This is a genomic window from Rhodoglobus aureus (genome assembly GCF_039527955.1).
Taxonomy (GTDB): domain Bacteria; phylum Actinomycetota; class Actinomycetes; order Actinomycetales; family Microbacteriaceae; genus Rhodoglobus; species Rhodoglobus aureus.
Genome location: NZ_BAAAKW010000069.1, coordinates 40999 through 53696, shown reverse-complemented (window position 1 = coordinate 53696; position 12698 = coordinate 40999). Strand labels below are relative to the sequence as shown.

Here is a 12698-nt window from a genome sequence, read left to right as displayed (position 1 = left end):
CAGAACTGCCCGGGACTTCCGCACCTTTGGGGTGACAAGAAAGAACTTTACGGGGATTCCCCGCCCCCACCAAACCCTCCCCCATCCCGGGCGTGTCGAGACCCCCCACCCAACAAAACACTGGGGAGTAGCCCAACGTTGAGGTGAAAGTTGATGGTCTATTCCGAAGCAGGAAGCACTTCGTAAACGAGGTGAGCGAACTGTCCAATCGCAGCAGCTGACTTCAGCCGCAAACGATCGGCGCCGAGAACTCGGGGAAACAGAGGCGCACCACCGCTCACAGTCGTCGGTGGGATCGAGACCGAGATCCCGTCGAGAGCGCCGGCACGGTATGCGGTGCGCACGACAATCGACTCGGAGTTCACCACATGATGGGAAGCAGGGGTGCCTTAGCAACCGTCACGCTACGACGTGACGAAGATGCCCGCGAGAGTCTTCTTGCCGCGACGGAGAACCGCCACGTTGCCCGGCAAGAGATCGCTACCAACGGTGGCCTTGTCATCCGCTACTGCAACATTGTTGAGGTAGACGCCGCCCTGCGAGATTGCCCGTCGAGCTTCGCTCGCGCTTGAGACCAACGCGGTGTCGACAAGCAACTGCACGATTGTCGAATCGGCAGGCGCTTCCACGTGCGAGAGCTCGCGTAAAGCAGCGGCGAGGGTGTGCTCATCGAGGGAGGTCAACTCCCCCTGGCCGAACAGCGCGGCTGAAGCAGCAATGGCCGCCTCGGTTGCTGCGCGCCCATGAACCAGCGACGTCACCTCGAACGCGAGCGTCTTCTGCGCTTCACGCCTGAACGGCGCATCGGCGACGGCAGTTTCGAGTTCGGTGATGCGCTCCCGCGAGAAGAACGTGAAGATCTTCAAGCGCTGCACGACATCGGCATCATCGGTATTGAGCCAGAACTGGTAGAACGCGTACGGGCTCGTCATCGCGCCATCCAGCCAGACCGCGTTGCCCTCGCTCTTGCCGAACTTAGTACCGTCAGAGTTGGTGATCAGCGGAGTGCCAATCGCGTGCACGCTTGAGCCTTCAGCCTTGTGGATGAGGTCGGACCCGCTGATGAGGTTGCCCCACTGATCGCTGCCACCGGTCTGCAGCACGCAGCCGTAGCTTCGGAAGAGCTCAAGGAAGTCCATCCCCTGCATTACTTGGTAGCTGAATTCGGTGTAGCTAATGCCGGCATCGCTGTTGAGGCGTGCGCTTACGGCATCCTTTTTCAGCATGGTGCCGACACGGAAGTATTTGCCAACATCCCGCAGGAAGTCGATGGCACTCATGGGCGAGGTCCAGTCGAGGTTGTTGACCATGCGAACCGCATTGTCTCCCTCGGTGCTCAAGAACCTCGAAACCTGGGCTTGCAGGTAGCTGACCCACTCGGCCACCGTCTCGTTGTCGTTGAGGGTGCGCTCGGCCGTTGGACGAGGATCGCCGATGAGTCCGGTCGCTCCCCCCACAAGCCCGAGAGGCTTGTGGCCGGCGAGTTGGATGCGGCGAAGTAGCAGAAGTTGCACGAGGTTTCCGAGGTGCAGGCTTGGTGCCGTCGGATCGAATCCGCAGTAGTAGGTGATCGGGTCACCCGCGAGAAGCTCTTTAAGAGCATCCGCATCCGTAGAGACGTGCACGAGGCCGCGCCACGTGAGTTCATCCCACAAGCTCGCGAATGAGCTGTCGTTACTTTGGCTACTGAGTGATTCTGATGCTGTCGCTGACACGTCTTCAACCGTAGTGGAGGTTCTGAGTGTCGTCGACGAGCAGACGCGACAACGCTGGAAGCCTGATTCTAAGAAATCAGTGTTGTGGGCCTGATATTTGATAATCAATGCTGTAGCCTTTAGCTATGTTTGTGATTACAGCAGATCAACGAAACAGCAGACGAAGCGCGGATGCCGTCGCCGAAGCCTTGGGCAAGCTCAACGCAGAGCGGGCCGACGATCTCGCCTTAGCCGCCGAACGGACCGCTGGCGACGAAGTGCAAATGCTGGTGAACTCGCCCCAAGCCACCCTCGAAATCGCACTCGAGCTGACCCGCACAGGCCAGTGGAGCGTCGGTATCGGAATCGGAGCCGTGCCCGCTCCCTTTGGCACAACCGTGCGGGCGACCAGTGGCCCAGCATTCATCGCCGCCCGCACCGCCATCGACAGAGCGAAGAAGAGCCCGGCCAAGTGCGCCGTCGAATCAGACCCGACAAGCGAACTTGCCAGAGACATCGACCCGCTGCTTGAGCTGCTCATCCTGATGAGAAATCGACGAACCGACAACGGCTGGCAACTCTACGACCTACTGAGCACCGGAATCACCCAAGCAGACGCCGCCGAGAAACTGGGCATCTCGCCCCAATCAGCGAGTCAACGCGCGCTCGTCGCCGGCCTCCGCACAGAAGAAGACGCGGTGGTGGCGCTTGCTAACCTTCTCGACAGAGCACACAGTGGCGTAGACGAAGAAAATTCGCGCGACGCAGAGGAAGGCACATCATGATCGGCTGGTGGATCGCGGTACTGGTTCTGGCGATCGGTGCGATCGGCGCATCCATGCTGGCGACGCGGACCGAAAGGTATCGCCTCGCAACGGTCTCGCTATTGCCTATCGGTATTGCGCTCATCCTCGGCTCTACGGGCAACCCGCTTCCGGGTGACGTGCCTGGTCTCGTGATTCTCCTGAGTGCCGCCCTTGTCGCGCTCGCCACGATTGCCGGAAGCCCGCTCGTCACCCTCGTGCTTTCGCTCGCCTCGTATCCGGCACCCCGCGGCGAACACGGTGGAATTCTCGTAGCCGATGACGACTCTCCCCTGCCCAAGCGTGAGATTCTGCGCGGCGGCACCACCATCGGCTACCTCGAACGATTCGCCTTCATCGGCTCGCTGATGGTGTGGCAACCCGGCGCAATCGCTGTGATCGTTGCGATCAAAGGCCTCGGTCGCTTCGCTGAACTCGAAAACGCCGCCGCCCGTGAACGGTTCATCATCGGCACCCTCGTGAGTTTGCTGTGGGCCGGGCTCTGCGCTGCCGCGCTACTGGTCGGGCGCTAGGGCAGTTGCGCAGCTGCCTACCATTTCGCCCCTTCTACTAGTCCTCGGGCGCTAGCCGCTCGACCTCGGGTGGGCGCGGCTTTTCTACCCACGTGACCAACACCACCGACACGATCATGAGTAGCAGCCACGAGCCGAGCTTGGCGATCGACACCAGCTCCCAGCCATCCGACTGATTGGGATAAACCCACGCGTTCGACCACGTCGCCACATTTTCGGCAACCCAAATGAACAACGCCACCAACACGAATGCCAGCAGCACGGGCATCCGGAACCGTGCTCTCGAGACCCGAACGTGCATCACCGTGCGCCAATAAATGACCGCGATTGCCGCAAACAAGAACCAGCGCGCATCGAAGATGAAGTGGTGGCTGAAGAAGTTGACGTAGATCAGCAGCGCCAGAATCGCGGTGATCCAGCGCCGCGGATAGTGGTCAAAGCGCAACTCGAACAGTCGAAACACTCTCACCATGTACGAACCCACCGCGGCATACATGAACCCGCTATAGAGCGGCACGCCGAAGACATGCAGGATGCCCTCGCCCTCATACGTCCACGAACCGACGTCAGTCTTGAAAACTTCCATCACCGTGCCCACGATGTGGAACAGGATGATCACCCACAGCTCGCGCAGCGTCTCCAACTTGAATACCACCATGAGCACCTGAATCGTCAGCGCCGCCAGCACCAAGAAATCGTTGCGCGCCAGCGTTGCCGACTCGGGATACCAGATCCGCGTGAGCACGAGGACCGCGAGTAGCGCTGCGCCAAATACACATGCCCACGCCTGCTTGAGCACAAAGACAGTGAACTCAATCGCCCACGTGCGCGCTCGGCTCTGATTTGGGCTAATTTTCTCATCGAGCTTGCGGTGCGCCCACTCATCGAGTCGCTGCTCGAGCGAAGTAAAGCGTGCCATCAGCTGCGCTTGCGCTTCACTGCCGGCCGGTACGGGGAGACACTCGGTTCCCCGGGGATCCAAAACCGCCACGGATACTCATTGCTGCCACCGTCGCCAGCGACGCCCGTGCGGGGACCAGCGCTGAACGGCGCACGCGACTGGGGCAGTTCTAGGCGCACGCGACCCGACTCTAGGTTGGTTCCCGCGTCATCCAGCCGAATACCGAGAGCAACCGCTAGTCGTGCTGGCCCCTGCGCCAGATCGGAAAACTTGCTTGATGTCGTGCGACGAGCGGCCGCGATATCGGCACCCTCGATGACCTCGCCCGCGCGCAGCAGTATTCCCGAGGCGATGCCCTCAGGCATACAGACGACGTTGGCGCACGTATGCATTCCGTAAGTGAAGTACGTATACAGGTGGCCGGCTGGTCCATACATGACAGCGTTGCGTTTTCCTGGTCCACGAAACGCGTGAGAACCAGGATCGATCTCGCCCAGGTACGCCTCGACTTCGGTGAGTCGAACAGCAACATCACCAACACGAACGACAGCACCCAACAGCAACGGAGCAACCTCAGTCGCTGGCCTGCTGAGCAGTTCGAACACGTCTAGCTGAAAACCTGAGGGTCAAGCGCTGCCGCGAGCACGCGCACACGCTCAATGAGCTCGGCACGCTGCTCAGCAACACGCACCGGTGCGGTTCCGCCGATACCAGCTCGACTCGACACTGATCCTTCGACCGTGAGCACAGCGCGCACGTCACCGGTGAGGTGCGGCGAAATCGCTGCGTAGTCAGCATCGGTTGGCTCATGCAGCTCAAGCGAGCTATCTTCGCAGAATCGCACGAGCGACCCACTAATCTCGTGGGCCTCTCGGAACGGCACGTGCTGACGCACAAGCCAATCAGCAACATCCGTCGCCAACGAGAATCCCTGCGGGGCAAGTTCTGCCATTCGCTCGGTGTTGAAGCGCAACGTCGCGACCATTCCTGTGAACGCTGGCAGCAACACTTCGAGTGTTTCAACGGAGTCGAATACCGGCTCTTTATCTTCCTGAAGGTCGCGGTTGTACGCGAGAGGAAGCGCCTTGAGCGTGGCGAGAAGGCCCGTCAAGTTTCCGATAAGGCGCCCCGCCTTGCCGCGAGCAAGCTCCGCAATGTCGGGGTTCTTCTTCTGCGGCATGATCGAGGAGCCTGTTGAGTAGGCGTCATCCAATTGCACAAAATCGAACTCGCGAGTATTCCAAAGAATGATCTCTTCGCTCAAACGCGACATATCTATACCGAGCTGAGCCGTGATGAATGCGAATTCGGCCACAACATCCCGACTCGCAGTGGCGTCGATCGAGTTTTCGGTGGGGCGAGCAAGCCCCAACTCGCGAGCAACCAGCGCGGGGTCGAGCCCCAAGGTGCTGCCGGCGAGAGCACCAGAACCATACGGTGACGTGGATGCCCGAGCCTTCCAATCCCGCAACCGCTCCAACGTGCGCACCAAAGGCCACGCGTGGGCGAGCAGGTGATGCGCGAGCAGTACCGGCTGCGCATGCTGGAGGTGGGTACGCCCCGGCATGATTGCCGCGTCGTGCTTCTCCGCCTGCGCTACAAGAGCATCGATCAGGTCGACAACCATTGCCGAGATCGCACCAGCATGGTCAAGAAGGTAGAGCCGCACGAGCGTCGCGATCTGATCGTTGCGGCTGCGGCCGGCACGAAGCTTGCCTCCGACGTCGGCGCCAGCACGCTCGATCAGTCCGCGCTCGAGGGCAGCGTGAACGTCTTCCTCAGATTCGAGAGACGTGAAGCTGCCGTCGGCGACAGCCTCGCTCAACGACTGCAGAGCATCCACCATCGTTTCAAGCTCGGAGTTATTGAGATACCCCGCGGCCGCGAGCGCTTTGGCGTGCGCTCGCGAACCGGCGAGGTCGTACTGCGCAAGCTGCCAATCGAAGTGAGTCGATTTGCTCAACCGGGCAAGCTCCGGCGATGGACCGCTTGCAAAGCGGGCTCCCCAGAGTTGTCCTTCACCTGTTTCAGCAGATTGCGCCATGATTAGCCCTGCTTCGCGTCGCGGCGAGCCGAAATCTTGCTCGGCAGCGACCAGAGGTCGATGAAGCCCTTGGCGAGCGACTGGTCGAAAGTATCACCAGTGTCGTAGGTGGCGAGGCTGAAGTCGTAGAGGCTCTGCTCTGACTTGCGACCGGTGGGCACTGCACGTCCGCCGTGAAGCGTCATGCGAATCTCTCCGCTGACGTAGCGCTGCGTGTCTTCGACAAAGGCGTCGAGTGAACGCTTGAGGCCCGAGTACCACAGTCCGTCATAGACCAGGTTGGACCATTCGGTTTCAACGCCGCGCTTGTAGCGGCCGAGGTCGCGCTCAAGCGTGAGCGACTCCAGCTCTTCGTGCGCGGCGATGAGCGCAATTGCGCCGGGAGCTTCGTAAACCTCGCGGCTCTTAATACCGATGAGACGGTCTTCAACCATGTCGATGCGGCCAACGCCGTGCTTGCCAGCTACCGCATTCATGTGCTCGACGATCGCGAGCGCAGACATCGCAACACCGTCGATAGCGACAGGGATGCCAGCTTCGAACGTGATCGTGACTTCGTCAGCAGGAAGGCCAGCTTCGGGGTCAGAGGTGTACTCGTAGAGGTCTTCGATGGGGGCATTCCACGGGTCTTCAAGGAACCCGGTCTCCACCGCACGGCCCCACACGTTCTTGTCGATCGAGTACGGGCTTGCAGCGGACTGGCGGATCGGAAGGTTGTGCTCTTCCGCATAGATGATCGCCTTGTCCCGCGTGAGAGCGAGGTCGCGCACAGGCGCAATGCTCGTGAGGTCAGGGGCGAGTGCGGCAACAGCAGCCTCGAAACGCACCTGGTCATTTCCCTTACCCGTGCAGCCGTGCGCAACACTGTCTGCGCCAAGCGCCTGAGCGGTGAGTGCAAGGTGGCGGGAGATCAGCGGGCGGCTGAGAGCCGAGACCAGCGGGTAACGCTTCTGGTAGAGCGCGTTGGTCTTGAGAGCTGGCATCAGGAAGTCATCAGCGAACTCGTCTTTAGCATCGACGACGATCGACTCCACAGCACCACAATCGAGAGCGCGCTGGCGGATGTCATCCATGTTTTCGCCACCCTGGCCGACGTCAATCGCCAAAGCGACAACCTCTTTGCCTGTGGCCTCCTTGAGCCAGCCAATTCCTACGGAGGTGTCGAGTCCGCCTGAGTAGGCGAGTACAACGCGTTCTGACATATGATTTTCTCCTTGAAGTCGTGAATCAGTTTAGGGAACTACACCGACGGCATGACACCGCCGAAAACTATGCGGCCTGTTCGAGCAACCAGACCATGAGTGCCTTCTGAGCATGCAGGCGGTTCTCTGCCTCATCCCAGATGACGCTTTGAGTGCCGTCGATGACGTCGGCCTCAACCTCGTAACCTCGGTCGGCAGGCAAGCAGTGCAAGAAGATCGCGTCAGGCTTTGCGAGCGCCATCATCGCGGCATCCACCTTGTAGGCGCTGAGGGACGCAACTCGTGCTGCCTTCTCATCCTCTTTGCCCATGGAGACCCACGTGTCGGTGACAACAACATCCGCCCCCGTCACGGCCTCGGCCGCATCCGTGAGAATCGAAATCGAACCACCAGTAGTCGTTGCGATCTTTTCGGCGTCGGCCACGACATCCGCCAACGGCAGGTAATCAGCGGGGCAGGCAATTCGTACGTGCATTCCTGCAGTGGCGCCAGCCAGTAGGTACGAGTGCACCATGTTGTCTGCACCATCACCGAGGAACGCAACAATGAGGCCCTTGAGCTCACCCTTGTGCTCACGGATCGTCAGCAGATCGGCGAGCAACTGGCAGGGGTGGAACTCGTCGCTGAGAGCGTTAATCACGGGAACCTGGGTTCCGTGCGCCATCTCGATGAGCCCCTCTTGGCCATAGGTGCGCCAGACAATCGCGGCAACCTGACGCTCAAGTACGCGAGCAGTGTCAGAGGCAGTCTCTTTGCCACCCAGCTGGCTGTTGGCGGTAGAGATGATGAGCGGTGAGCCGCCAAGGTCGGCGATGCCGACAGCAAACGAGACGCGAGTGCGAGTCGATGACTTGTCGAAGATCACCGCAACCGTCTGCGGTCCAGCAAGAGGCTTGCGGCCCCAACGATCTGCCTTGACCTGCTCAGCGAGATCCAAGATCTCTTTCTGCTCGAGCGGGCTGAGGTCATCATCGCGAAGAAAATGCCGGGTCATGATGCCTCCGTAGGTACTGGATTAGCGACAGCGGTGAGCACTGCGCTGAACGTTTCGATGAACTCGGCGATTTCATCGTCACCGATGATGAGTGGCGGCACAAGGCGAACCGTGAATTCGTTTGGCGCGTTCACGATGAGTCCATGCTCGAGCGCCGTCGCCACAATCTCGGCCGCAACGGGTTCGGCGAGTCCGATACCGATCAGTAGACCGCGACCACGAAGCTCAGTGATCAGTGGCGAATCGATTCGAGCAAGCTCACTGCGCAATTCGGCGCCACGTTGTGCCGCGTTTGCGACGAGGTCGTCGGCTTCGATCTGCGCAAGCACCGCGTTCGAGACAGCACACACCAGCGGGTTTCCGCCAAAGGTTGTGCCGTGCTGGCCGGGCTGCAGAAGAGTGGATGCCGCACCAAAGGTCACGAGAGCGCCGATCGGCACTCCCCCGCCAATACCCTTCGCCAGGGTTACCGCGTCAGGAACAATGCCACTCTGCTGGAACGCGAACCAGTCGCCCGTGCGTCCGGCACCGGTCTGAATTTCGTCAAGAATCAGCAGAACGCCGTGTTGCGTTGTAAGTTCACGCGCCGCCTGGAGATACCGCGCAGGCAACTCATGCACACCTGCCTCACCCTTAATCGGCTCAACAATGAGAGCCGCGACATCCGGCCCGATCGCAGCAGCAAGCGCCTCGATCGTTGAATCAATGTGCTCGACGTTGGGAAGGAGTGGCTCAAAGGGCTCACGAAGTGATGCTTTGCCCGTGATCGAGAGTGCGCCGAGCGAACGACCGTGGAACGAGTCCATCAGCGATAGGACGCGGGGACGACCGGTGCGACGAGCCAGCTTGATTGCCGCTTCGTTCGCCTCGGTGCCCGAGTTCGCGAAGAACACACGACCCTCGTCACCAGCACCCGTGATGCGCAGAAGCCGCTCTGCAAGCGCGAGCTGCGGTTCCGTTGCAAAGAAGTTGGAGACGTGGAGCAGGTGTGCCTGACTTGTCAGTGCGCCAACCACAGCGGGGTGATTGTGTCCGAGCGAATTGACCGCGATGCCGGCCAAGAAGTCGAGGTAACGCTTGCCATCAGAGTCAAAGACCGCGCACCCCTCACCACGCACGAGTTCTCGCTTGGGCATACCAAAGGTATTCATTATGCGGTGGGCGTAGTCGTCTTTCCAGGTCATGCGGGTACCACCTCGGTGCCAATTCCATCTTGCGTAAATACTTCGAGCAGGATCGAGTGCGGCGCACGGCCATCAATGATTGCCGCCTTGGGAACTCCAGCATCAACCGCAGCGAGACAGGCTGTCATTTTCGGAATCATGCCCGACTCTAGGCTCGGCAAAAGTTCGCGCAGCTCGTCGGTATTGATGATCGAGACCAAGGATTCCCGGTTCGGCCAATCGCTGTACAAGCCAGAAACATCGGTCAAGATCACGAGCTTTGCCGCATCGAGGGCAATCGCCAACGCCGCGGCGGCAGAATCCGCATTGACGTTGAGGAGACCCGAGCCATCGTCCTCGATATCACCGCCATCTTGGGCAAGCGTCGAGACCACAGGGATGCGGTCCGCTGCCAACACATGGAGGACACGCTGCGGGTCAACCTCGGTCACGCTGCCAACAAGACCGAGGTCGATGCGTTCTCCCTCGATCTCCTTGATCAAGCGCTCACCGATAAACAGCGAATGCTCGTGGCCGGCGATTCCGTTGGCTAGGTCACCGTGCTCGTTAATGAGATCAACAAGTTCGGCGCCCACCTGATCGGTGAGAACATCACGCACAACATCGATCGACTCTTCGGTAGTCACCCGGTAGCCGGCGCGGAACTCCGACTCGATACCGCGATTCTTCAGCTCCTTGGTGATCTGGGGCCCGCCACCGTGAACAATCACCGGGCGAACGCCAGCAAGACGCAGATAGACCATGTCTTGCACGAAAGCACGCTTGAGCTCGTCGTTGATCATGGCGTTTCCACCAAATTTGACCACGATGATGCGGTTGCGGAAGCGCTTCAGCCATGGCAGCGCCTCGATCAGCACCCCCGCCTTCGTCATCGCCTGCTCGTGAGCTGGGCCGTGTGTGAACGCCGGCATCAGCTGGAGTACGCGCTGTTCTCATGCACGTACTCGTGCGTGAGGTCGTTGGTCAAAATAGTTGCTTCGGCATCACCGGTAGCAAGGTCGATCAGAACGTGAACTGTGCGCCCCGTGAGATCTACCTCTTCGCGCGAACGGTCAGGGGCACCTGCGTGGCAGACCCGCACACCATTCATCGACACATCGACCGCATAGGGGTCGAAAGCGGCATCCGTGGTTCCGATTGCAGCCAGCACGCGGCCCCAGTTCGGATCGTTGCCAAAGATCGCAGCCTTGAACAGGTTGTTACGGGCGACCGAACGGCCAACCACAACAGCCTCGTCTTCGCTGAGCGCCCCAACAACCTCAATGCGGATCTCGTGGCTCGACCCCTCGGCATCAGCTTGCAGTTGTTCAGCAAGATCGCTGCAGACTTGGGTGAGAAGCGCCGCAAACTCTTGCGCTTCGGGCGTGACTCCCGAAGCACCAGATGCCATTACGCTGACCTGGTCATTCGTCGACATGCAGCCATCGGAATCGAGACGGTCGAAACTCACTCGCGTGGCTTCGCGCAACGCGCGGTCGAGCTCAGCCGAGGCGACAGCGGCGTCAGTGGTGATAACCACCAGCATTGTGGCAAGACCGGGCGCTAGCATCCCTGCCCCCTTTGCCATACCGCCAATGGTGTAACCGGTACCGGAAACGACGGTGGTCTTGGGCTTGCTATCGGTTGTCATGATGGCTCGAGATGCGTCGTCGCCACCCTCGCTGGAGAGCGCTGCAGCTGCTGCACTCATTCCGGCAAGCACCTTGTCTTGAGGCAACGGCTCACCAATAAGCCCAGTCGAACACACGAGGATGTCGCCGGCCGACGTGCCAAGCGTCCCAGCGACGTGCTCTGCGGTCGCGTGTGTCACCTGAAAGCCCTGGGGGCCGGTGAAACAGTTGGCCCCGCCCGAGTTCAGCGCGATTGCCGAAACAATCCCGTCAGCAATGACCTGCTTCGACCAGATGATCGGATGCGCCTGCGCCCGGTTGCTCGTGAACACGGCGGCGGCGTCAAAGCGCGGCCCGCGATTGACGACGATGGCAACATCGAGACCGCCACTCGCTTTGAGCCCGGCCTCAACCCCTGAAGCTTCGAATCCTGCGGCTGCTGTAACGCTCATGGTGCGACTCCGTCCAGCGCGAGGCCGAGAGTTTCATCGAGCCCCAACGCAATATTTGTCGATTGAATAGCGGCACCTGCGGTGCCCTTAACAAGATTGTCGATCGCGCTCACAACAACAATGCGGCGTGCTGCTTCGTCAATAGCAAGCCCGATTAGTGCGGTGTTCGCGCCGAGAGTGTCGGCGGTGCGCGGGAAGGCACCCTCCGGCAGTACGTGAATGAATGGCTCGTCGGCATAGGCGGTCTCCCAAGCCTCGCGCACCTGGGCAGCTGTAACTCCATCGGCGAGCTTCGCCGTGGATGTGGCCAAGATGCCTCGCGACATAGGTACGAGAATCGGAGTGAACGACACCGTCACGGAACTTGCACCGGCGACCTTGAGGTTTTGAGCGATCTCCGGCGTGTGCCTGTGGGTACCGCCAACGGCATATGCCGATGCGGAACCCATCATCTCGCTGGCGAGCAGGTTCACTTTCAAGCTTTTGCCAGCACCCGAAGGGCCAACAGCAAGCACAGCAACAATGTCTTCGGCCTCAATCAACGATGAACGGATGCCGGGGGCAAGAGCCAGCGTGATCGCCGTGACATTGCAACCGGGCACCGCAATACGCTTCGAACCGGCGAGGACTTGACGCTGCGTTCCTCCAGCGGAGTGCAGAAGCTCGGGCATCCCGTAATCCCATGCACCGAAGTAGTCGCCGCCATAGAAGGCGGCCCAGTCGTCTTCGGACGTCAGGCGGTGATCGGCGCCACAGTCGACGACGAGAGTCTCGGGGCCGAGCTCGGCAGTCAGCGCGCCCGATTTTCCATGCGGAAGCGCAAAGAAGACAACATCATGGCCAGCGAGAACCGAGGGCTCAGTTGGTTGGAGTACGAGGTGCGCGAGCGAGCGCAAGTGCGGTTGCACATCGATGAGGCGCTGGCCGGCGTTGCTAAACGCGGTCACCGTAGTGACATTGAGCTCTGGGTGAGCGGCAAGGAGGCGAAGAAGCTCGCCACCGGCATAACCGCTAGCACCGGCCACAGCGACCGAAATTGACATGGGATTACCTTCGAGGTGGGTTCGGAAACGAGAACACTTGCGGCGGTGATTCAGACACAACCTCGTGGGTCGTGGCGAAACTCCGCCTATCGTCGCTCGTCAGCCCCGCGGAGAACCGGCGAAGACGGCACCACAAAGCTCAGCGAGAATCGCTGGCTGCAAGTGCGGAAGTCGGTCACAATTCTAGGATAGTGCCCAGATAGCGACGCAGGCTAATCGATACTCATGAAATGGCGTC

At 60.3% G+C, this 12698-nt stretch carries 13 protein-coding genes; 2 read left to right on the top strand and 11 right to left on the bottom strand.

From position 1 onward, the window contains the following. Positions 1-158: 158 nt before the first annotated feature. Together ABD112_RS13865 and tyrS are read right to left on the bottom strand one after the other, a co-directional pair. Entirely contained in the window at positions 159-365 is a 207-nt protein-coding gene (locus ABD112_RS13865) for a dihydrofolate reductase family protein (protein WP_343926762.1), read from the bottom strand. Between the two features lie 39 nt (positions 366-404). After that, complete coding sequence (tyrS, locus tag ABD112_RS13860; RefSeq protein ID WP_343926761.1) at positions 405-1715, bottom strand: tyrosine--tRNA ligase; 1311 nt, start codon at positions 1713-1715, stop codon at positions 405-407. 125 nt (positions 1716-1840) lie between these two features. On the opposite strand from tyrS, the gene ABD112_RS13855 reads away from it, so the two are divergent. Both ABD112_RS13855 and ABD112_RS13850 read left to right on the top strand, forming a co-directional pair. Beyond that, positions 1841-2479: a DNA-binding protein gene (locus ABD112_RS13855; RefSeq protein ID WP_343926760.1), complete on the top strand. Its 639-nt coding sequence runs from the start codon at positions 1841-1843 to the stop codon at positions 2477-2479. Beyond that, positions 2476-3030, top strand: a complete 555-nt coding sequence (locus ABD112_RS13850) for a hypothetical protein (protein WP_343926759.1) — start codon at positions 2476-2478, stop codon at positions 3028-3030. Before ABD112_RS13855 ends, ABD112_RS13850 begins: the two co-directional genes overlap by 4 nt. A gap of 37 nt (positions 3031-3067) precedes the next feature. On the opposite strand, the gene ABD112_RS13845 is transcribed toward ABD112_RS13850, so the two are convergent. From ABD112_RS13845 to argC, 9 genes are all read right to left on the bottom strand, one after another. Next, positions 3068-3949 (bottom strand): DUF817 domain-containing protein, encoded by an 882-nt coding sequence (locus tag ABD112_RS13845; protein ID WP_343926758.1) that lies wholly within the window; start codon positions 3947-3949, stop codon positions 3068-3070. After that, a complete protein-coding gene (locus ABD112_RS13840) occupies positions 3949-4536 on the bottom strand; it encodes a DNA-3-methyladenine glycosylase (protein ID WP_343926757.1) in 588 nt (195 codons plus the stop codon). Before ABD112_RS13840 ends, ABD112_RS13845 begins: the two co-directional genes overlap by 1 nt. 2 nt (positions 4537-4538) lie before the next feature. After that, positions 4539-5975 (bottom strand): argininosuccinate lyase, encoded by a 1437-nt coding sequence (gene argH / locus ABD112_RS13835; RefSeq protein ID WP_343926756.1) that lies wholly within the window; start codon positions 5973-5975, stop codon positions 4539-4541. A 2-nt stretch (positions 5976-5977) separates the two neighbouring features. Then, a complete protein-coding gene (locus ABD112_RS13830; RefSeq protein WP_343926755.1) occupies positions 5978-7177 on the bottom strand; it encodes an argininosuccinate synthase in 1200 nt (399 codons plus the stop codon). Between the two features lie 67 nt (positions 7178-7244). Beyond that, a complete protein-coding gene (gene argF / locus ABD112_RS13825; RefSeq protein ID WP_343926754.1) occupies positions 7245-8171 on the bottom strand; it encodes an ornithine carbamoyltransferase in 927 nt (308 codons plus the stop codon). Beyond that, entirely contained in the window at positions 8168-9355 is a 1188-nt protein-coding gene (locus ABD112_RS13820) for an acetylornithine transaminase (protein ID WP_343926753.1), read from the bottom strand. The genes argF and ABD112_RS13820 overlap by 4 nt, the downstream gene beginning before the upstream one ends. Further along, entirely contained in the window at positions 9352-10266 is a 915-nt protein-coding gene (gene argB / locus ABD112_RS13815; RefSeq protein WP_343926752.1) for an acetylglutamate kinase, read from the bottom strand. The genes ABD112_RS13820 and argB overlap by 4 nt, the downstream gene beginning before the upstream one ends. Beyond that, on the bottom strand, positions 10266-11417 hold the full coding sequence (gene argJ, locus ABD112_RS13810) for a bifunctional glutamate N-acetyltransferase/amino-acid acetyltransferase ArgJ (protein WP_343926751.1): 1152 nt from the start codon (positions 11415-11417) through the stop codon (positions 10266-10268). Before argJ ends, argB begins: the two co-directional genes overlap by 1 nt. After that, positions 11414-12460: an N-acetyl-gamma-glutamyl-phosphate reductase gene (gene argC, locus ABD112_RS13805; protein ID WP_343926750.1), complete on the bottom strand. Its 1047-nt coding sequence runs from the start codon at positions 12458-12460 to the stop codon at positions 11414-11416. The genes argJ and argC overlap by 4 nt, the downstream gene beginning before the upstream one ends. Positions 12461-12698 lie beyond the last annotated feature (238 nt).